The following is a 23920-nucleotide window of genomic DNA, read 5'->3' as shown; positions in this document are numbered from 1 at the left end:
TGAATTTAAAAATGAAGTAACTGTGGAGTTTAAAGATATAGCCGAGATAAATAGATTAGCTTATGCTACAAGACAAGATGGTGCTAAAGGAAAGGGATACCCTACTAGTGCAGAGATATATGTTTCTCAAGAAGAAACAGGCAATAATTTTGAATTAGCAGGTAAAGTAGAAGGAAGTAAAGCAACAGGGGGAATGGTTGAGTTTAAGTTTGATACTGTAAGTGCTAAGAGAGTTAAATTTATTTTCGTAGAAGCAAATAATGATTGGGCAAGTGCTTCAGAATTTTGGTTCTATAAAGAGGATAGAACTCTAGATAAGATGGAAAGATTATTTACGGATGCAAACATGAATGAAGTAAGTACAGAGTTTGCAACATCTGAAGCATTAAACACTTTAGAAAAAGAAACTGGAGGACATCCATTCCACGATAGTTTTAAAGAATATATAGATAATGCAAGACTTGTTTTAGAGAACAAAGAAGTTAACTTTACTGAAACTAAAGTATCTAAGTTATTGGGGTATGGAACTGAAAACCAAAAGGTTTATGATGACAAGTTTATGTTAGGTAAAGACCATATTGTTAATACACAAGTGAATGGTGGTAATTACTCTGGAACTAAAATAGAGTATATGTACGACGATAACCCTAATACTCATTGGGAAACAAATAGAGCTAATGGTACTGATTTCACTAATGAAGTGGTATTCACTTTTGACGAGATAGAGCAACTTGATAGAATAGCATTATTACCTAGAAGTGGTAATCAAAAAGGATTCCCTACTAAATACGAAATATATGCTTCAGAAACTTCTCAAGGGGATACATTCAAATTAGTTTCTAGCGGAACTGCAGAAGTTACTGCAGACTTTATGCAATTCAAATTTAATCCTACAAACTTTAAGAGATTGAAGTTCGTATTTAAAGAGTGTTATCAAAATAGACCATTCATATCTGAAGCAAGGTTCTATAAGCAAGATGCACTATCAGAGAAGATGGGAACACTATTCACTGATAATAATAAAAATAAAGTAAATCCTGATTTCGCTACACTAGATAAGATTACTGCGTTGGAAAATGAAGCAAAAGGTCATCCTTTATATAATGAATTTAAAGAAGATTTAAACGATGCTAAACAAGTTCTAGAAGGCAATAATGCAACTTATGTTGATGCTAAAGTAACTAAGTTCAAAGAGTTTGGTTCGAAAGAATTAGAAGCTTATGACGATCAATTTAAAATAAGCAATGATAAAATAACGAAGATAACTACCAATGGTAGACAGTGGTCAGATTGTAGTGTAGATAAAGCTATAGATGGTAATATAGAAACTTATTGGCATTCAGAGGATAAAAATAGTTCTACACATACAAATGAAGTTATAATGACTTTAGACGAATTACAAACTTTAGATAAAGTGGTTTACACTTCTCTAAGAGATAGAGGATTTGCAAAGAAGTTTGACATATATACTTCTAAAACTTTATCAGGAGATACATTTACTAAAGTTACTAGTGGTAGCTCTAATATAACTAAAGATTCAATATCAATAAAGTTCAATCCAACTGAAGCTAGAAGAGTTAAATTTGTATTTACAGAAGCACATGAAGGATGGGCATTAGCATCAGAATTTGGATTATACAAGCAAGATGAAGTTCTAGATAAAATGAGTAGATTATTTACTGATAATACTGTGACTGCAGTAAGTGAAGAATTCGATACAGTTGAAGAATTAAATGCTTTAGAGAATGAATGTAAAAAGCATCCATTCTATGAAGACTTTAAAGAAGATTTAGCTAACGCTAGGGTTCTAGTTGAACAAGGTGAAATAGAGAGCTCTAAAGCAGTAACTAAAAAGTTCAACCATTTAGATAATAAAGATTATATAGACCAATTTAGAATTCCTTATGAGAACATAAAGAGAATATCTAATAATGGCGGTCAATATGGTTCTCAAAGAATTGAAAATGCGGTAGATAATAATATAAGTACTTACTGGGAAACTAATAAGCCCAATAGTGCAGATTGGGGCAATGAGGTAACAGTAGAATTTGTAAATCCTATAACTATAGATAGAATAGCTTATGGTGCTAGACAAAGTGATAGAAAAGGATTTTTAGAGCAATTTGAAGTTTACGGTTCTAACACTACTAAAGGTGACGACTTCCATTTAGTAACTACAGGTAGAGCATCTAGTACTGAAGGATTAGTTGAAGCTAAATTTAAACCTACAACATTTAAGAGATTAAAATTAAAGTGGGTTAAGAGTAATCAAAACTGGGCTACATTAAATGAAATAATGTTCTTTAAACAAGACGTTATTGCAGAGAAGGTTTATAGTATATTCACAGACCAAACACAATCAGAATTAAAACCTGAGTATAATAGTATACAAGCTATAGAAACATTAGAGGAAGAAATTAAATCACATCCTTTAAAAGTAGAATTAAGCAAAGTTATAGAAAGAGCACATAAAATATTAAATAATAGCTTTGAAGGCAATATACTTAAAATGGACTTACCACAAAATGGCGATATCCATGGTCATTGCAAAAATGATTTAATGATGTCTTCTTTTGGAACTAACTTTATATCTACAGGTGTATTAGCTAAGCCAGGAGAAATTATAGAAGTTTATGTGGACGCAGAGCCAGACAAACCATTACCTCAAATAATGTTCTCTCAATCACAAGGACACTATGGTAATTGGCAGCGTAAATATAGCTTACAACCAGGATATAATAGATTCGAAGTCCCTAAGATATATGATGAAAAATGGTCACACAAAACTAACCCAGGTGGTGCTATATATTTCATAAACCCTTACACACCAGAGCAACAGGGTAAAGCTCCTAAAATAGTTTTAGAGGGTGGGCAAAAATTCCCTATGTTTAATCAAGGTGATGACGAGCAAGAATTCTTAAAAGAACTTAAAGAGTACAACGAGTACTTAAAAGCAAATCCTGATACTGGAGTAGACATATTTGAATACAATTCGCCTAGAATATTATTTACAGGTAGAGCATCAGATGCTAATCAAGTTTATAATGTAGAAAAGGTAAATGTAGCAGAGTCAACTTTAGTTTGGAGCAAAGTAGTAGATGATATGTTAGAGTATGCAGGTTTAGAAGATAATCCTGAAACTCCTAGACATGATAGTACAGGTATAAGAACTGCTATAAGAGTAATGCAACCTTATGGTGGTGCATATGCCGCAGGAGACCATGTAGGATTACAACAACATGTAGCGGACGATTTCTTAAGAATAGATAAATCTAGTATGGATGGTATACGTTGGGGTAATGGCCATGAGTTAGGTCACCAAATGGATATAAGACCTAGAACTTGGGGAGAAGTAACTAATAATATGTGGCCTAATGAAGCATTTTATCAGAATGGGTTAGCAGACCGTGTTAATTACACGCCAATATATAATAGGGTTGCTTCTGATGTAGACGATGAACATACTTACGAAAATCTAGATTTAATGTCAAGACTAGGTTTATTCTGGCAGTTAAGAATAGCTAAGGACGATTATTGGAAAGAATTAGAAAGAATGTATAGAGATAGAAGACCTGCACCTGCAAACCATCAAGCTAAATGTGATATAATGGCAGAATACAGTAGTGAGGTTTTAGGGTATAATCTAACTGAACATTTCGAAAGATATGGAATGAAGTTATCAGATGAATGTAAAAATAGATTAAATAAGTACCCTAAATTAGATAAGAAAATATGGTATGCAAATAATTCTGCAATAGCTTATAAGGGCAATGGATTTAGTGAAGATGTTAAAGTTACAGTATCTTCTAGCATAAATAAAGCAGCTAAAACTGCTACATTAAAATTCGGTATAGATAACAATAATAGCGATGATTTATTAGGCTACGAAATTAGCAAAGATGGTAAAGTTTTAGGGTTTACTTCAGGAACATCTTTCACAATTAATAATGTTGATTTAGAAGAAAACACTAACTATGATATAGTAGCTTATGCTAAAGATTTAAGTACTGCAAAACCAGTAAGTATAAAAACATTACAACCAAAGGTAGAAGCAGTTAATGGACTAACTCTAAAATTAAATGAAGAGTTCAATCCTCTAGAGTATGTTAAAGCAACTGATTGTGAAGGAAATGCTTTAACTGATATTAATGTTATAAGTAATGTTGATAATAAGAGAAAAGGTGAGTACACAGTTACTTATGAGGTTACTGCTAACGACACTACTTCTAGAGAAACAATGAAAGTAACTGTGGTTAGCGATTATGACTATCTATCAGATAGTGAATGGAAAACTGCAACTACTGGTCACGCAGAGGTTTCACGTAACCAGTCTGTAAAAGGAAGAACATTAGGTAATATCAAAGACTATGACAAAGGTATAAGATTACATGCTAATGGTGAAGTTGTTTACGATTTAGGTGAGCATAACTACGAGACTTTTGAAGCAAAAGTTGGTGTAGACATGAACGTGCATGCTCAAAATGATTCTAGTGTAACTTTCAAAGTTATAGGTGATGGTAAAACTTTAGCAACAACAAAAGTTTTAAAACATGGGGACAATATGCAGTATATAAAAGTACCTATAAAAGATGTTAAAGAACTTAGAATAGAGCTTAATGACGGTGGCAATGGAACAAAAGCTGACTACGGTACGATAGTAGAACCTAAGTTAAGTACAAATAATGCTAAACCTAAATTAACAATACCTAAATCTCAAACTGTTGAGGTCGGAACAACTCTAGACGATGTAGTTGGAACTTACAAAGCTATAGATGTAGAGGATGGCGATATAACTCAAAATGTAACAGTTACTGGTCAAGATAAAGTTAACTTTAATAGAACAGGTAACTATACTATAACTTACACTGTAACAGATAACGATGGTAATACGACTGAAAAGAGCAGAGTAATAAGCGTTACTAATATGGAAGACTTTAAATATTTAAGTGATGTTGAGTGGAAGTCTGCTACTAAGGGTTGGGGTACTATAGGTAAAGATAAATCAATAGAAAATCGTGAAATAACTCTTACTGGCGAAGATAATAAACCTGTAACATATAAGAAAGGTATAGGTACTCATTCACATTCTGAGATAGTTTACGACTTAACAGATAAGAACGTTAACATGTTCAGTTCTTTTGTTGGTATAGACCGTGAAGTGTTAAACGGTCCTGGTAGCATAGAATTTAAAGTTTATGTTGACGGTGATTTAGCTTATGAAAGTGGAGTAATGAGAGCTAGAGACCCTCAAAAATTCGTACAAGTAGATTTAGCAGGTGCTAAAGAGTTAAAGTTAGTAGTTACTAACGGAGGAGACAAAATAGCTTCAGACCATGCAGACTGGGCAGATGCTAAGTTATACTTCGTAAATACTGATAGAGTATATACTGAAGAATTAACAACTGCCTTAGAGGAAGCTAAGAAATTAGATGCAGACACTTATACAGAAGCAAGTTATGAAGTTCTAGCAAACAGTATAGCTAAAGCAGAAGCTTTATTAAAAGAAGAGAAGCCTAGTCAAGAAGCTATAGATAATATGACTACTGAACTTCAAGATAGCGTAAAAGGTTTAATAGAAATAAATCTACAGGAAGTTGTTAATATTCCAGATAAATATTTAGTTAAATCTATACAAAATCAATTAGGTAAAACTGAAAATATAACTTTAGGAGATATGCGTAGTTTAACTACTTTAAGATTATCTGGTGTTGTCGATTTAACAGGTATAGAACATGCTAGAAACTTAGAGACTCTAGAAATGAGCCATAATGAAGTTAAAGATTTAAGACCATTAGCAAATCTAAAAAAACTTAAAACATTAGATGCAAAAGAGCAATTTATTGCAGTAGGAGAATTAACGCCATCTAATGGTAAAGTTGTAGTTGACTCTAAAGTATATAACAGAGAAGGTAATAATGTAGCTAAAATTGTTAAACTTGTAGATAAATATGGTAATACAGTAATAGAACAAGATGCTAAAGATGAGTCTGTTATAAGTATAGAAGGTTTACCTAAAGGGTTATATGGTGTTCATGTATTATTTGAAGATGAAAATTTTGATGGTATGATGATGTATCTATTCCATATAAAATAATTTAAAAGTATACAAAAGATTACCTTTGTAATTGTAGAAAAATCACTGCTTATTTTTAATAGACAGTGATTTTTTATATTTGATTAAACATATTGATTTATCTAAGCTACTAATTGTTTTTAAAAGAATATTTGAATATGGGCAAAGATACAGTGTAAGCAATACTGTATTTATAACGCGACCTAAGAGGTCTGGTATACACTTATAAGTAAAATTAATAACTAAATTTTAAAAGGTCAAAAGATAATAAAAGAAAAAGTCGTATATTCAATAGATTTTTCAAAATACAAACTTGAAAAAGATTCAGGGAATTTATTTTTATATTAATATTTCTTTTATCTAAATCTTTGATTTTATGAACAATAAAAAACGATAATAATAAAAGGACAAAATATTGATATCGGGAGAATTTTGTTTTAAATATATAGATAAAACATAAAATAAATAATTAATATCAGAGTATTATAATAATCTTAAAATTAAAAATTAGTGACAAAAATTGATAAAATTCTAGAAAACGGTTGCAAATAAGATAAGAAGTGTGTTAGTATACTAGTATAAAGAATAAGGGCTTGAATAGATAAAAAAATAACAAGGGTAATTATATGGATAATGACTAAGTCTAAATCAGATATTTCAAATTACATACTAAATTGTGACTATCAATAACCAACAATTAACAAAGCTACCTTTTTATTTTGAGAATATTGGTATACTAGTATAAAATTAGGTGAGGATTTGAAGTATTATAAGGAAAGAATAATAATATGTTCTAAGGAGTGGGGAAATGGAAATATCAACAGAAAAAGTTTTAAAGCAGGATGTAGTAAAACCTTTTGGTATGCAAGACAAGATAGGATATATGTTAGGGGATTTAGGTAACGACTTATTCTTCCAATTTGTAAGTGGATATTTAATGCTATTCTATACAGATGTATTAGGAATAACTGCGGGGGCAGTAGGAACTATGTTAGTAGTTGCTAGAATATGGGATGCAATAAATGATCCAATGATGGGGACATTTGTAGATAGAAGAAAAGTTGGTAAAAATGGTAAATTTAGACCGTACTTACTATACGCTGCATTACCTGTAACAATTATGGGATTTTTAACATTTACAGCTATACCGGGTATACCAGATAATTTAAAGTTAGTATATGCATATGTAACTTATATCGGTTTTGGTATGTGTTATACAGCTATAAATATACCTTACGGTTCATTGGCATCAGTAATGACAACAGATCCAGTGGAAAGAACATCTTTATCTACATTTAGATCAATAGGTGCATTAATTGCAAATTTAGCGATAATGATAATAGTACCTAAATTGGTATTTATTGATGGTGTAGCCACAGCAGGTGGATTTATGAAAGCTGCGGCTGTCTTTGTAGTATGTTCTAATTTATGTTATTTTGGAGCATTTAAATTAACAACAGAGCGTGTTAAGCATAAAGCTCAGGAAACAAAAGAAAAGGCAAGTTTTGTAAAAACAGTTAAAACTTTATTAAGTAATAGAGCTTTAATAGGGCTAATGTTAGCTTCATTTGGTATGTTAGCATCGATGATGGCAGTTAATGCTTTAACACCATACTTATATAAAGATTATTTTAAAGCGCCAGAACTAATATCTCTTGGTGGTGTAATTGGGATGATTTCATCATTTTTAATCTTACCATTCTTATCACCACTTGTTAATAAGTTTGGAAAGAAAGAGCTTTCAGTAGGAACTATGTTAATTGCTGTAGTAGCAAACTTAGCATTATTCTTAATGCCTATAAAAAGTCCATATGTGTATATGGCTATAAACTTTATAGCATCTATAGGAACTGGATTCTTCAATGTATTAATTTGGGCATTAGTAGGTGATGCAATAGATTATCAAGAATATATAACTGGAAAGAGAGAAGAAGGTATTGTTTATGCATCTTACTCTTTAGTTAGAAAGCTAGGTCAAGCTATAGCTGGTGGAATAGGTGGATTTGCGCTTACTTTCATTGGATACAAAGCAGGGGTAGCAACACAAACACCAGAAGTTGCTCAAGGGATAAAATACATAATAACAATACTACCTTTCGTATCAGCTCTAATTTCAACTATAGCTATGACATTTGTGTACAATTTATCAAAAACTAAATTAGCAGAAATGACAAAGGAGTTAGAACTTAGAAGGGGATAAATATAGGAAATTACTATAAAATTATAAGAAAATTAAGCAAAACAGAGATAAATACTTAATTAGCCCTTGCATGTACAAGGGCTTTTAGTTTATAGGACAAATTATATTAGGTATTAGAATTTTATCAATTTATTTTTTATTAACTTGAAAAAACAAAATTTTTGTAGAAATGAATTGAAAAACGATTGCCTTTGATTATTGCGTATGTTAGTATACTAGTATAAAGAAAAAAGCTATATAATTGCTTACTAATGGAGGATATTATGGCGAATATATTTGATAAGTATGAAAAGACACAAGAATTTTTAATATGTATTGACTCTGATGGATGTGCAATGAATACTATGGAAATAAAGCATAGAAGATGCTTTGCACCAGAGATGATAAAAACATGGAACTTATATGAAAAAGAAGATTATATATTAAACCTTTGGTATGACATAAATCTTTATACAAAAACTAGGGGTATAAATAGATTTAAAGGTTTAGCTGAAACGTTTAAAATCATAAGCAAAGAAGGTATAGAAATAGACGACCTTGATAGTCTTGTAAATTGGGTTGAGACTACAAATGAATTATCAAACAAATCGTTAGAAATAGAAATAGAAAAGACTAATAGTAAAGCCTTAAAAATGGCATATGAATGGTCTTTAAATGTAAACAAATCTATAGAACAATTACCAAAGGGCGATGAACCATTCGAAAATGTAAAAGAAGGATTAGAAACATTATCTAAGTTAGTAGATGTTGCAGTAGTATCATCAGCAAATGGAGAAGCTTTAGATGATGAGTGGAATAGACATAATTTTGTTAGGCATCTTAAAGCACTATTAGGGCAAGAAGCTGGAACAAAACAATATTGTATATCTGAGCTTAAGAAAAAAGGATATGATGAGAAAAAAATATTAATGGTAGGAGATGCACTAGGAGATTTACAAGCTGCTAAAAATAATAATGTAAATTTCTATCCTATATTAGTAAATAAGGAAGGTTATTCTTGGAAAAGATTAGTAAATGAAGCAGTTCCTAAATTAATGAATGGTACATTTGATGAAACTTATCAAAATCAATTAATAAAAGAATTTAATGATTCATTAAAATAATAAAAGAATTTGTATTAAAAAATATCCATACTAAATTCAATAGGGGGAATAATTATATGTTAAACTTAAAATCAAAACCTTATAATCTTGACGAACAATCTATACAATGGGTAAAAGACACAATTGCAAATATGACAATAGAAGAAAAAATAGGTCAACTATTTGTAAATATGGGTGCAAGTCGTGATGAAGAATATTTAAAAGGTGTTCTAGATAATTATCATATAGGGGCAGTTAGATACAATCCAGGTAAAGCTGAAGATGTATATGAGCAAAATAAAATATTACAAGAAAATAGTAAGATACCACTATTAATAGCTGCAAATACTGAAGCTGGTGGTAATGGAGCATGTACAGATGGAACATATGTAGGAAGCCAAGTTAAAATAGGAGCAACAAATGATCCTAAATATGCTTATGAAATGGGACGTGTTTCTGGTGTGGAAGCAGCAGCAATAGGGTGTAACTGGAGCTTTGCACCAGTAGTTGATATAAATAGAAACTGGAGAAATCCAATAATATCTTCTCGTTGTTATTCATCTAGTGCAGAGCAAGTATTAGAATTCTCTTTAGAGTACATGAGAGGAATAATGGAAAGTGGTATTATGCCTGCGGCGAAGCATTTCCCTGGTGATGGAATTGATGAACGTGATCAACATTTATCATTTGCTCCAAACTGGCTTTCAGTAGACGAATGGGATGCTACATTTGGAAAAGTATACGGAGGGTTAATAGATGCAGGCCTTCCATCAATAATGGCAGGACATATAGCTTTACCGGAATACGTACGTCACTTTAATCCAGAAGCAACTATTGAAGAATTAACTATGCCAGCCACATTAAGTAAATATATATTAACAGATTTATTACGTGGAAAAATGGGATTCAACGGAGTAATTGTAACAGATGCAAGTCATATGGTAGCTATGACATCTGCAATGAAGCGTAGTGAAATGTTACCAACAGCTATAGCAGCAGGTAGTGATTTATTCCTATTCTTCAATGATCCAGATGAGGATTTCAAGTGGATGATGGATGGTTATAAGAATGGAATAATAACTGATGAGCGTCTTGAAGAAGCATTAACTCGTATATTAGGATTAAAAGCTGCTTTAGGATTACATAAAAAAGCTAAAACAGAAATATTACAACCAAAAGAAGAAGCTATGGCTAAAATAGGATTAGAAGAAAATAAAATACCTGCTTTAGAAATAGCAGATAAAGCTATAACATTAGTTAAGAATAAAGAAGATATATTCCCTATATCTCCAGAAAATCAAAAGCGTGTATTACTTGTAGAGCCTAAAGGCCATGACGGTGGATTTGGAAAATTAATGGCTATGATGGGTGGAAAAGGTAAAAATGCAATTGAATTAATGAAAGAATTATTAGAGGCAGAAGGATTTGTAGTTGAAATATATGAATCTCCAATGGAAAAAGCAATGAAATTACCACCAGAAGAGATGATGAAATCAATGATGGACATTTACTCAGGAAAGCGTCCTATATCTTCGTTAACTAGCAAATATGATTTAATAATAAACATAGCAGATATTGGACCAGGAACAGATCAACGTATACAATGGCCAATGAGTAAAGGTACTCCTGATATACCATTTTATGTAAATGAAATACCAACAATATTTGTGTCAGTACAATGTCCATTCCATTTAGCTGATGTGCCTCAAGTAAAAACTTATATAAATGCTTATGACAATAAAGAATACACTATAAAAGCATTAGTTGAAAAAATGTTAGGTAGATCAGAATTTGTTGGTGTAAGCTCAGTAGATGCGTACTGTGGATTATTAGATACACAATATTAATTTAAAAATATAAATAATCAAATAAAAATAGTTGTAGTTAAATATTGTATTTAACTACAACTATTTTTAATATATTACAAAACTTTTTTATATTGACTAATGGATATAGCTAAATGATGTAAAATAATTAATATAAAAAGAAAAAACACAATATAAACTCTACGATTAGTTTATTGAAAGATTTTCTCTAATAGTTTAAATTATTAACAAGAGGTGAAACTGATGGATTGTAAGAAAGTTGGCAAATTAATATATGAATTAAGAAAAGAAAAAAACATGACACAAAAACAAGTTGCCGAATTAATGAATATAAGTGATAAAACAATAAGTAAATGGGAACGAGGATTAGGTTGCCCTGATATTTCTTTACTTTTAAAGTTATCAGATATATTTGGTGTGAGTATAGAAGGGATTCTATCAGGAGAAATAAATTTAAACGAATTAGAAGGAGGAAATATGAAAAATATAAGATTTTATATATGTGACAAATGTGGAAATTTAATAACAACAACAGGTGAAGCAGCCATATCTTGTTGTGGGAAAAAATTAGAACCATCAATTGCAAAAAAAGCAGAAGATGGACACAAACTTAATGTAGAAACTATAGAAAATGAGTTATTTATTACATCAGAACATGAAATGAAGAAGGAACATTATATTTCTTTTGTAGCACATGTAAAAGGTGATAGAGTTCAGATTGTAAAACAATATCCAGAGTGGAATATGCAGTTTAGGTTAAATCAAAATGGACGTGGTAAATTATATTTTTATTGTACAGAACACGGACTATTTTATCAAATAGTGTAATGAAAATATTAGTTATAAAAAACAACTATATTTATATAGATATATTAATTTTAAAGCTAAAACCTACTATCAATCAATTGATAGTAGGTTTTAGCTTTAAAAAATAATAGTATGATAATGCTATATAAATTTTAATTATTTACATATATTAGATTTTTGTTCCTTAATATAAAAGTTTATCTTATTATTGACAATCTCAAGGTAAGAATTAAAATTTTTTATCTCATCTTCAATATGCTTTTTATGTTTTAAGAGTATATCTTCACGTTGGCATATGGTTTCTGGACCTTCTATACATAAATTAACATATTCTTTAATTTTAGAAATAGGCATATGAGTATTTCTTAAACAGCAAATTAGATTAAGCCATTCCAAATCTGTGTCTTTAAATATTCTATTGCCTTGTTCATTACGTTCAATAAAAGGAAGTAATCCTTCTTTTTCATAGTATCGAAGTGTATGAGGTGATAAGTTATATTTTTGTGCGACTTCTTTAATAGTATATGACATAGATAACCTCCTAAAATATATAATAATATATTATACCTTTATAGTTAATTGTAAGCAAAATCTAAATAAACAAACTTAAAAATACTTATTGACTTAGAGTTTACTCTAAGGGGTATACTTATTAAAACACGAAAATTACTTTAAAGGGTAGGATATAGGAGGAATTAATATGACATTAAATGTTTTAAATAAAATTAACGAACCGAAAGACTTAAAAGGACTTTGTAGTAATGAGTTAAAAGTAGTAGCTGACGAAATAAGGGAAATTCTAATAAAAAAAGTAAGCACAACAGGTGGTCACTTTGGTCCTAACTTAGGGATGGTTGAAGCAACTATAGCACTACATTATGTATTTAATTCACCTATAGATAAGATAGTTTACGATGTTTCTCATCAATCGTATGCACATAAAATTTTGACAGGAAGAAAGAATGCATTTATAAATCCTGATGAATATAACAGTGTTACAGGATACACTTCACCTAATGAAAGTGAACATGATTTCTTTACAATAGGGCACACATCAACTTCAGTTAGTTTAGCATGTGGACTAGCAAAGGCTCGTGATTTAAAAGGCGGTAATGAAAATATTATAGCTGTTATAGGTGATGGATCTTTAAGTGGTGGAGAAGCTTACGAAGGATTAAATAATGCAGCTGCATCAGGAAAAAATATAATAATAGTAGTTAATGATAATAATATGTCTATAGCTGAAAATCACGGAGGTCTTTATCAAAACTTAGCTTTACTGCGTGATACTAATGGAAAATCAGAAAATAACTTCTTCAAATCATTAGGATTTGATTATCATTATGTTAAGGATGGAAATAATATTGAGTCTTTAATTGAAACATTCTCAAAAGTTAAAGATACAAATCATCCAGTGGTAGTTCATATGCACACAGTTAAAGGTAAGGGATATAAGGATTCAGAGGAAAATAAAGAAGCATTCCATTGGATAATGCCATTTGATTTAGAAACTAAAGAACCAATATTTAAAAGTACAGAGGAAACTTATAGCAATATTTCAGGTAAATTCTTATATGAAAAAGCTAAAAAAGATAGTAGTATTGTAGCAATAACAGCTGCTACTCCTGGTCCAGTTGGATTAGGCTCATTTAGATATGAATTTAAAGATCAATTTATTGATGTTGGTATAGCTGAAGAGCACGCAATAGCACTTGCATCAGGTATTGCATCTCAAGGTGGTAAACCTGTTGCATCTTTTATGAGTTCTTTTATACAAAGAACTTATGACCAATTATCTCAAGATCTTGCTATAAATAATAATCCTGCACTTATTATGGTTTACAATGGGGGCATAAGTGGTAGTGATGTAACTCATCTTGGTATATTTGATATACCTTTAATATCTAATATACCAAATATAGTATATCTTGCACCAACTAGCAAAGAAGAACATATTGCTATGATGGAGTGGGGAATAGAACAAGATAAATACCCAGTTGCAATACGTGTTCCTAATATGGAGGTAGTGTCAACAGGTGTTGAGGTAGAAACTAATTTTGATGATTTGAATACTTATGAAAAAGTTAAAGATGGAAGCGAAGTAGCAATTATTGGTCTTGGAAGTTTCTATCATCTTGGAAATAAAGTACAAGAAAAATTAAAAGAAACAACAGGAATAAATGCTACATTAATAAATCCTAGGTTTATAAGTGGATTAGATGAAAAATTATTAACTGAGTTAATAGATAACCATAAATTAGTAGTCACATTAGAAGATGGAATACTTGATGGTGGATTTGGTGAAAAGATATCAAGATTTTATTCAGACAAAGATATGAAAGTATTAAACTTTGGGGCATCAAAAGAATTTACAGATAGTATATCATTACAAGAATTATATAAGCGTTATCACCTAACTGAAGAGTTAATAATTTCAGATATAAAGGATGCTCTTAAATAAGATTAAATTTTGAGTATAATTGTGATATTATTTTACAATTTGTTTTTTCAAGTGAAATTTGAGAATAAGTATTGATTAAAAATCAATACTTATTTTTTTATTCTACAAAATTCTCAAATTATTCTTAGATTATAATATAGGTAATATAAGAAGAAATTTAAATGAACTAACTTATAAAGAATTAAATACAAATATTTAATTTAAATCTAATTCTATAGAGTGTGTAATTAGGTAAAATATTATTGAATATATTTTTAAGATAATAAATTGACATTATCACTAATTAGTGATAATATAAAATCATGGAAAATATAAAAACATTAATTAATGAGAGTAAACTTAATTTATCTACATTAATAGCTTTTACTAGAGCAGAGCATAAAATTCATAGCTTAGAGTATAAAACTATAAAAGAAAGTGGATTAACTATTTCGCAGTTTGGAGTTCTTGAAGCTTTATACAACAAAGGCGATTTAAGAATAGGCGAGATAATGGAAAAAATATTAACTACATCAGGAAATATTACAGTAGTAATAAAAAATTTAGAAAAGGATGGATTTATAAAAAAGATTCCAGACCCATCAGATAGAAGGTCTACCATAATATCTATAACAGATAAAGGTGTAAAGGTTATAGAAGAAATATTACCAGAGCATATAGAAAATATAAATGATATTTTCAGTATATTAACTGATGAAGAAAAAGTATTATTAAAAAACATATTAAAAAAGTTTAAATAAATATAAATTTTTTTAAATGAATATCACTAATTAGTGATAAATTTCAAATATAAAATAGAAAAATTTACAATAGATAGAATTTTAAAAGGAGGTACATTATGAGCAAATTAAGAAGTATTGAAACATCATTTAAGGGAGCAGCACCACATTTTGTAGGAGATGGTTTTAGGGTTAGTCAGTATTTTCCAGCGGGTAAAAATTTACTAACTCGTTTTTCACCATTTATATTATTAGATTATAATCAACCTCATTATTTTGAACCTTCAGAGGCAAGAAGAGGAGTAGGTGCACATCCACATAGAGGGTTTGAAACAGTAACTATTGCTTATGACGGTAAAGTTGAACATCATGATAATAGTGGAAATCATGGTGTTATAGGACCGGGAGATGTACAGTGGATGACAGCAGGGAGTGGGGTACTTCACAAAGAATACCATGAAGAACAGTTTTCAAAAGATGGTGGTATGCTCCATATGATACAGCTTTGGGTAAATTTACCTAATAAGTATAAGATGACAAAACCAAAGTATCAACCAATTACTAAAGAAAATATAAGTGTTTATAAATTAAGTAACCATGAAGGTGAAATAAAAGTAATAGCAGGAGAAGTAAAAGGTGTAAAAGGACCTGCTAGTACATTTTCTAAAATGAATATATACAATGTATGCTTAAAAAATCATGGAAAAGTAATCTTAAATGAACCTAGTGAATTTAACACTGGAATACTGATTATAAATGGAGAAATGAAGATAAATAATGATTCTATATATAAAGAAAATGATTTTATATTATTTGACAATGTAGAAGGAGAGATTATATTAGAGTCAGTTAGTGAAGATTCTTTAGCCATTGTATTGAGTGGAGAACCATTAAATGAACCGGTTATAGCTCATGGACCATTTGTAATGAATACAGAGTCAGAGATAATAAAGGCTTATGAAGACTATAATTCAGGTAAGTTTGGACAACTTAATTTTTAGTTGAGATTATAGCAATAAAGAGGTAAATGTAAGTAAATATGGAAAATAGATTTAAAAATCTAAATAAAAGTAACTATTAGTTTTAATGCAATATTTAATTGTACATTAAAGATATATATAATAAATAGAAAGAGAAGTTGAATTATGAATAAGTTCAAGAAAAAACTAAGGCAGGTACTGGATGTACGAGATGTGCTAAGAGTGTGAGAGAAATATTTTATAAATTATTAGATTTATAAAATATATATAGTAATATTATATATTAGGATCGAGTTTATGTTTGAAAGTATAAGAATCTTCTTATATATTAAGTAGAAAATTACCAATTAAGGTGATAAATTTGATTTATACTGATAGATAGCTTATTAAACAGGAATACAAAATTAATAAAAAAGATGCGCTGTGATTCGTTTTCACCATTAAAAACCATATTGATTAATTTATCAATATGGTTTTTATTTATGTAAAGTAATATATATGGTCCTGTATAATAAAGAGCCACCTTATTTTAAATAATGGTTTATATAAATTTTATATAAGATTTAATTTTTATTACATATTATGCACCTAAATTAATCGAAATTATGTTAAGTGTACATTTTATTAAAAATTATTGACAAACAAAAAAAATTAGATATACTTATAAAAGTAGATACCCTATGGGGGTATATAAAGATAGTATTCAAGCGGCTGAAATAAAAAATAAGGCTTATAGATATATAAAGTCTATAAAAAATATGAAAGGAGATTTAACATGAATAATATAGTAAAAAGAAGTTACAAAGTAACAGGAATGACATGTTCAGCTTGTGGTAAAGCTGCAGAAAGAGCTGTCAAAAAAATAGATGGTGTAGTTAGCCAAAGTGTAAATATGGCTACAGAAAAAATTAACATAGAATATGACAAAAATAAGGTTAGCTTTGAAGAATTACAAAATGCAGTAAAAAAAGCAGGTTATAATTTATTAGAAGATGTTAGTTATAGCAAAATAGATTTAAAAATAGGTGGTATGACTTGCGCTTCTTGTGCAAAAGCAATAGAGAGATCCGTCAATAAATTAGATGGAATACAAAGTATTAATGTAAATGTAGCTACTGAAAAAGCGACTATAAGTTATGATTCATCTAAGCTAAAATTAACCGCAATAAGAAATACTATTGAAAAAGCAGGATATAAAGTATTAGAAAAAAGTACAACTAGTAAATCAAACAATGTAGATGAAGATAAATTAAGAAAAGAAAAAGAAATGAAAACACTATTTATAAAGTTTTTAGTGGCAGTAGGATTTTCAATACCGCTATTTTATATAGCAATGGGACCTATGGTACCAAGTCCAATTGGACCGTGGCCAGTTCCGGATATTATAAACCCAATGACAAATTCTCTAAACTATGCTTTAATCCAAATAGTATTAGTAATACCAGTAATGATAGCTGGAAATAAATTTTATACTAATGGATTTAAAGCACTTATAAATAAAAGTCCAAATATGGATTCACTAGTAGCAATAGGAACATTAGCAGCATTTTTATATAGTTTATATACAACAGTTCAAATGGCTACTACAGATATGGTAGCAGGACATGAACATCACCAATTATATTATGAAAGTGCAGGTATAATAATAGCACTAATATTACTTGGTAAATATTTAGAATCAAGATCAAAAGGAAAAACAAGTGAAGCTATAAAGAAACTTATGGGTCTTCAACCTAAAACAGCAGTAGTTATAAAAAATGGAAAAGAAATAGAAACTCCAATAGAAGAAGTAGAAGTTGGAGATGTAATAATAGTAAAACCAGGAAGTAAGATACCGGTAGATGGTATAGTAATAGAAGGACACACTTCTGTAGATGAATCTATGCTTACAGGTGAAAGTATACCTGTAGAGAAAAATGTAGGAGATAAAATTACAGGAGCAAGTATAAATAAGAACGGTAGTATAAAGTTTAAAGCAGAAAAAGTTGGAGCAGATACAGCTTTATCTCAAATTATAAAATTAGTTGAAGATGCACAAGGTAAAAAAGCACCAATAGCAAAATTAGCAGATACTGTATCAGGATATTTTGTACCAACAGTTATAACAATAGCTGTAGTAACAGCATTACTTTGGTTTACAGTTGGAGGAAAAGGTGTAGAATTTGCACTTACAATATTTATATCAGTACTTGTAATAGCTTGCCCATGTGCACTAGGACTTGCAACACCTACAGCGATTATGGTAGGTACAGGTAAAGGTGCAGAAAATGGTATATTAATCAAAGGTGGAGAAGCATTAGAATTAGCACACAAGATAGATACTATAATATTTGATAAAACAGGAACAATAACAGAAGGTAAACCTCAAGTTACAGATATAGTAGTAACTAACAATATTGATAAAGATTACTTATTAAAAATAGCAGCAAGCGCTGAAAAAGGTTCAGAGCATCCACTAGGAGAAGCTATAGTAAGATTTGGTGAAGAAAAAAATATTGGATTTATGAAAGTAGAGAAATTCAAAGCTATACCAGGTCATGGTATAGAGGTAACTATAGATAATAAAAATGTATTACTTGGAAATAAAAAGCTTATGGATGATAGAAAAATAAGTTTAGGAAATTTAAGTAATAAATCAGATGAATTAGCAATGCAAGGTAAAACACCTATGTATATAGCTTTAGAAAATGAATTAGGTGGAATAATAGCAGTAGCTGATGTAGTTAAAGAAAGTAGTAAAAGAGCAATAGATAAACTTCACAGTATGGGAATCAAAGTTGCTATGGTAACAGGAGATAACAAAAAAACTGCTGATGCAATAGCAAAAGAAGTTGGAATAGATATAGTACTTGCAGAAGTTTTACCACAAGATAAATCAAATGAAGTTAAAAAACTTCAACAACAAGGTAAATTCGTTGCAATGGTAGGAGATGGAATAAATGATGCTCCAGCATTAGCGCAAGCAGATATAGGTATAGCAATAGGAAGTGGAACAGATGTAGCCATGGAATCAGCAGATATAGTTTTAATGAGAAGTGATTTAATGGATGTCCCAACAGCTATAAAATTAAGTAAAGAAACTATAAAAAATATAAAACAAAATCTATTCTGGGCATTTGCATACAACACAGTAGGAATACCAGTAGCAGCAGGTGTATTATATATGTTTGGAGGACCATTATTAAATCCGATGATTGCAGCAGCAGCTATGAGTTTAAGTTCAGTATCAGTAATAACTAATGCACTTAGACTTAAGGGATTCAAAGCCTATAAATAATATTCTAGTTAATATAAGTTGATTAGGCAGCTATAAAATATGAATAGTAAATTAATCTATGAAATACAAAATATTCTTTTACAAAATGAATTCACGTAAATATCTATAAAAGATGACTCCATAAATTTAAATATCAATGAAAAAACTATAACTTTTATAATCATAAGAATAAAATGTATTTTTAATATAGTAAAAGATTAATAAATACCAAATTGGTAAGATTATATCAAAAGAAAATCATATATGGACTTTCAAAAGCTAGGGTAAAACCTAGCTTATTTTTATGTAGAAATTTTAAAAAATATTTTATAGAAAAAATTTATTCAAGCATTTTACTATTTTATAACCTGTAAAATATTAAAAGTGTTAAATATATGAACTACTAAAATTAATTTATCGTAGATTTTCTTTTCTTAAATATATGTAATGATTTCTATATTAAAGTACTTAATTATAGAAAATATCTATTTAACGTAGAAAAATCCAAATGTTATAATAATAACCAGAAAAAATAGGAGGGATATTATGAATAATATTGAACAAAAAGCAAAAGAAATAAGAAAAATAGGCGAAGGATACTTTGAAAGAGGAGAATTTTACTGTTCTGAAGCAGTAGTAAAAACTATAAATGATGCTTTAGGTAATCCTTTTAGTGATGATATAACTAAACTAGCATCAGGTTTCCCTATAGGAATAGGTAAAGCTGGATGTTTATGTGGAGCAGTAAGTGGTGGAGTAATGGCTCTAGGAATGGTATATGGTAGAAAACATGGAGAGCCTATGAATGAGGATATGTTTAAACGTTCATCTGGATTACATGATCATATAAAAGAACTTTACAAAAGTACTTGTTGTAGGGTTATGACTAGAAATTTTGAATTTGTATCAGAAGAAAGAAGACAACATTGTATAAAAATAACTGGTGAAGTTTGTGAATATGTAGCAAAAGTTTTAATGGAAGATAATAAATTAAGTAAATAATTAAGGAATTTAGTTACTATGAAAGATAATTTTAAGAATATACCAATAGCGCTATCAGCTATATCATTAGGATTTATGGGATTAGGTACAGCCTTTGTAGGATTTAATATTTTATGGGTAAGACATATAGCAGTTTTATTTTCAGTAATTTGTTTAGGACTTATATTTTTAAAGTATGCTATGCACCCAAAAGTAGTTTTAGAAGAAATGAAACACCCAGTATTAGGAAGTGTTTACCCTACTGTCTGTATGACACTTATGGTTATAGCTGTTTATTTTAATGATTTTAATAATGTGATAGGAAAAGGAACATGGGTATTTGCAATAGTTCTACATTTTATAATAAGTATATTTTTCTTCAGAGAAATGTTTAAAGAGTTTAAATTAGATAAAATGATACCAGGTTGGTTTATTCCTAGTGTAGGGATAGGAGTAGGAGCAGTTACAAGCGGTCCAATGAATATGCCTTTACTTTCAGATATTGTATTTTACTATGCATTAGCTATGTTTGCAATAATAACACCAATTATGATTTACAGACTAAAAAAACATTCTAAATTACAAGGGCCTGCAAAATCTACAATAATGATATTTACAGCTCCAGCTAGTGTATGTTTAGCGGGTTGTTTAGCTACTAGCAATATGGAAAATCAAATACTTGTAAGTATTCTTGCAATATTAACATACATATCTATTATTTATAGTTATGTATTATTACCACAACTTATAAGGGAAAGATCACTTCCGCATTTAGCACCATTGACATTCCCATTATCTATAGGAGTTATAGCTTCTCAAAGATATGTAAAATACCTTGGAAATAAAAATTCAAATTTACAAGGGATATGCGAAATATTATTATATGTTCAGTGTGTAGTAGCTACTTTAGTTATAGGGTATGTAGTAATTAAAGCTATTTGTTTATTATTTAGTAAATTTAACACAGTAGATGACAAAAGATTAAGTATATAAAGAAAGCAAGTGTAGTTTTTACACTTGTTTTTTATGCCATTTTATACAAAATAGTATAATGCAGAATTTGAATAAACGATTATTTATAGTTATTTTTATGTTAGTAAATAAATAAAAAATACATTTAACATTATAAAAATTTAAGGTAATAAAGATTTATTTAAGAATATAGAATTTCTATAGTTTAATAAAGTGTTTGCTAGGTATAAATAAAATATATTTTAGCCTAGGGAGGTTTTACTATGAATAATGATAGAATATGTGGTTGCTGCAATGTGACTATTGAAGATATAATAAAAGCTAAAGAAAATGGATGCATAAGTGTTGAAGAAGTAGTTAAAGAAACAAATATAGGAAGAGCTTGTGGTAGATGTAAGGATAAAGCAGAACTAACAATTTTAAAAGTGCTTTTAAATAGACTTTATATAAAGTAATAATTGGCCATATTGATGAAAAATTCAATATGGTTTTTATTTTATATAAAAATTATATTCATTTTTGACTATTAAATAATATATAATCTATGTTATATGATTGAAAAGAAAACAATTTAAAGGATTAAATATAATTAAAATGGGGTCAAAGTGGGGGCTTGAAGCTAAGTAAATCTTAGATTTAAATTTTTATATTGGGAGAGTAAGAATGATACTTAGAATAATTGTAAACATTATTTTGGCAGTAGATATATTTTTATATGGTATGGAAAATGATATATACTTCGACAAAGTAAGTTATCCAATATGTATAGCTTTAATTAGTATAAGCTTATCAGTTTACATGTTATACATAATCAAATTTAAAAATATCAAAATATTATTAGGCAATATTTTATATATGATTATAGTAACCTACCTTTATCCTCCATCTTTAGCGATTTTGACATATATGATAACTGAGTATATTCAAGTTAAAGGTTATAAAGGTAGGTATATTTTGCTTTCTGTGTATACCATATTATCTATAAAGATAGGACTAAACTATACCCATATATTTATAGGAATAGTTGCTAGTATTTTTACTTATGAAATTATGAGATATAAACAAAAAATCTTGAAATTAGAAAGAAGCAACTATGATTTAAAAGAGAAAAACTATAAGATAGAAGAAATAAGAAAAAAAGAAAATCGTATAAGTCATCAAAATGTTGAAGCTATAAAAATTGAAGAAAGAAATATGATATCTCAAAAACTTCATGACAATATAGGGCACACTTTAGCAGGAAGTATAATGCAACTAGAAGCTTTAAAAATAGTAATTGTAAATGATAGAGAAAAAGGCAATGAAATGCTAGAAAATATAATTACAAATTTAAGAAATGGTATGGATGATATAAGAAAAACTTTAAGAAAAATAAAGCCAAATCAATCACAAGTTAATATAAATAACTTAAGGTTAATGTTAGAGGAATTTTCTAACAAATCTAAGATAATTACTAAATTAAATATAGAGGGAGATTTAAACGAAATAAATTTAGTTTATTGGAAAGCTATAATAGAATGTTGTAGCGAAATATTGACAAACAGCATGAAATATTCCAATGGAGAATTAATTAACATTGACATTAGTGTATTAAATAAAATTATAAGATTACATATAAAAGATAATGGTTATTATCAGGGTGAAATAAAAAAAGGAATGGGGTTATTAGGGATTGAAGAGAGAATCATCAATTTAGGTGGAGATATTTATTTTAATAATGAAGATGGATTTTCAAACCTAATAATACTTAAAAGGGGAGAAAATGATAAAATTAATTATAGTAGATGATGATGTTTTAATAAGAGAAAGTCTAAAAATAATAATAGGGATAGATAATGAAATTGAAGTAGTTAAAGCTTTGGAAAATGGGAAAGAATGTATAGATTTTTTAAGTGAAAATGAAGTAGATGTAGCACTTTTAGATATGAGAATGCCAGTGATGGATGGTGCAGAAGTACTAGAGGAAATTAGTAAGAGAAATATAAAGGTTAAGGTATTAATACTTACAACTTTTGATGAAGAAAAACTAATAAGTAGTGCTATAAAGCATAAGACTAGCGGATATCTGCTAAAGAGTAGTAAGCCAGAGAAGATCATAAGTGGGATAAAATCTGTTTATCTTGGAAATGGTGTGTTTGAGTCTGATATAGTATCAAAATTGGTAGTGGGCAATAGTAATAAAAATGATAAGTCAGATGATGAAGGCTTAAATATTTATTGCTTAACAGATAGAGAGAAGGACATAGTAAGACTTATATCTAAAGGCTTATCAAATAAAGAAATTGCAAATAAGCTTTTTTTATCTGAAGGGACTATAAAAAATCACATAACATCTATTCTGTCTAAAATGGATTTGAAACATAGGACACAGATAGCTATAGAGTATTTAAATAGTAAGATACATTAATTACATAATTAATTTTAAAAGAAAACCATTTAGGTTTTCTTTTTTATTTAACAAGGAATTATTTTGAATGAAATTAATAAATGATTAAAGTTATTTGATTACCATGAAATTTATGACTTTAGTCATGGTTAATTAATGACTATGTGTACTTAAGCA

The 23920-nt window shown here is 29.0% G+C and carries 15 protein-coding genes; 14 read left to right on the top strand and 1 reads right to left on the bottom strand.

Annotation, left to right across the window (positions count from 1 at the left end):
* Nucleotides 1–22 precede the first annotated feature (22 nt).
* From I4U89_RS09170 to I4U89_RS09150, 5 genes are all read left to right on the top strand, one after another.
* Nucleotides 23–6094, top strand: coding sequence for an NPCBM/NEW2 domain-containing protein (locus tag I4U89_RS09170; RefSeq protein ID WP_330615547.1), 6072 nt, complete (start codon nt 23–25; stop codon nt 6092–6094).
* 787 nt (nt 6095–6881) lie between these two features.
* Nucleotides 6882–8273, top strand: a complete 1392-nt coding sequence (locus tag I4U89_RS09165) for an MFS transporter (RefSeq protein WP_195940083.1) — start codon at nt 6882–6884, stop codon at nt 8271–8273.
* Nucleotides 8274–8536: 263 nt separating this feature from the next.
* Nucleotides 8537–9376 carry an HAD family hydrolase gene (locus I4U89_RS09160; RefSeq protein WP_195940082.1) on the top strand — a complete coding sequence of 280 codons (840 nt, stop codon included), beginning with the start codon at nt 8537–8539 and terminating at the stop codon, nt 9374–9376.
* A 56-nt stretch (nt 9377–9432) separates the two neighbouring features.
* Nucleotides 9433–11202, top strand: coding sequence for a glycoside hydrolase family 3 protein (locus I4U89_RS09155; RefSeq protein ID WP_195940081.1), 1770 nt, complete (start codon nt 9433–9435; stop codon nt 11200–11202).
* Between the two features lie 222 nt (nt 11203–11424).
* Entirely contained in the window at nt 11425–12009 is a 585-nt protein-coding gene (locus I4U89_RS09150) for a helix-turn-helix domain-containing protein (RefSeq protein ID WP_195940080.1), read from the top strand.
* Nucleotides 12010–12144: 135 nt separating this feature from the next.
* On the opposite strand, the gene I4U89_RS09145 is transcribed toward I4U89_RS09150, so the two are convergent.
* Nucleotides 12145–12519, bottom strand: a complete 375-nt coding sequence (locus tag I4U89_RS09145) for a MerR family transcriptional regulator (RefSeq protein WP_195940079.1) — start codon at nt 12517–12519, stop codon at nt 12145–12147.
* Nucleotides 12520–12688: 169 nt separating this feature from the next.
* Here I4U89_RS09145 and I4U89_RS09140 point away from each other — a divergent pair, with 169 nt between their 5' ends.
* From I4U89_RS09140 to I4U89_RS09100, 9 genes are all read left to right on the top strand, one after another.
* The gene (locus I4U89_RS09140) at nt 12689–14449 is read left to right on the top strand and encodes a 1-deoxy-D-xylulose-5-phosphate synthase (protein ID WP_195940078.1); all 1761 of its coding nucleotides are present in this window, start codon (nt 12689–12691) and stop codon (nt 14447–14449) included.
* 302 nt (nt 14450–14751) lie between these two features.
* Nucleotides 14752–15189 (top strand): MarR family winged helix-turn-helix transcriptional regulator, encoded by a 438-nt coding sequence (locus I4U89_RS09135; protein WP_195940077.1) that lies wholly within the window; start codon nt 14752–14754, stop codon nt 15187–15189.
* Between the two features lie 98 nt (nt 15190–15287).
* Nucleotides 15288–16169, top strand: a complete 882-nt coding sequence (locus I4U89_RS09130; RefSeq protein WP_195940076.1) for a pirin family protein — start codon at nt 15288–15290, stop codon at nt 16167–16169.
* Between the two features lie 754 nt (nt 16170–16923).
* A complete protein-coding gene (locus tag I4U89_RS09125; RefSeq protein ID WP_195940075.1) occupies nt 16924–19425 on the top strand; it encodes a heavy metal translocating P-type ATPase in 2502 nt (833 codons plus the stop codon).
* A 525-nt stretch (nt 19426–19950) separates the two neighbouring features.
* Nucleotides 19951–20406, top strand: coding sequence for a C-GCAxxG-C-C family protein (locus I4U89_RS09120; RefSeq protein ID WP_195940074.1), 456 nt, complete (start codon nt 19951–19953; stop codon nt 20404–20406).
* A gap of 18 nt (nt 20407–20424) precedes the next feature.
* On the top strand, nt 20425–21378 hold the full coding sequence (locus I4U89_RS09115; RefSeq protein ID WP_195940073.1) for a TDT family transporter: 954 nt from the start codon (nt 20425–20427) through the stop codon (nt 21376–21378).
* Nucleotides 21379–21620: 242 nt separating this feature from the next.
* On the top strand, nt 21621–21812 hold the full coding sequence (locus I4U89_RS09110) for a (2Fe-2S)-binding protein (protein WP_195940072.1): 192 nt from the start codon (nt 21621–21623) through the stop codon (nt 21810–21812).
* Nucleotides 21813–22020: 208 nt separating this feature from the next.
* Complete coding sequence (locus I4U89_RS09105; RefSeq protein WP_195940071.1) at nt 22021–23145, top strand: sensor histidine kinase; 1125 nt, start codon at nt 22021–22023, stop codon at nt 23143–23145.
* Nucleotides 23120–23764, top strand: a complete 645-nt coding sequence (locus I4U89_RS09100) for a response regulator (RefSeq protein WP_195940070.1) — start codon at nt 23120–23122, stop codon at nt 23762–23764. The genes I4U89_RS09105 and I4U89_RS09100 overlap by 26 nt, the downstream gene beginning before the upstream one ends.
* Nucleotides 23765–23920 lie beyond the last annotated feature (156 nt).

It is taken from the genome of Romboutsia sp. 1001713B170131_170501_G6 (assembly GCF_015668195.1).
Taxonomy (GTDB): domain Bacteria; phylum Bacillota; class Clostridia; order Peptostreptococcales; family Peptostreptococcaceae; genus Romboutsia_C.
The sequence above is the reverse complement of the archived record's forward strand: the minus strand, read 5'-3'. Positions and strand labels throughout refer to the sequence as shown.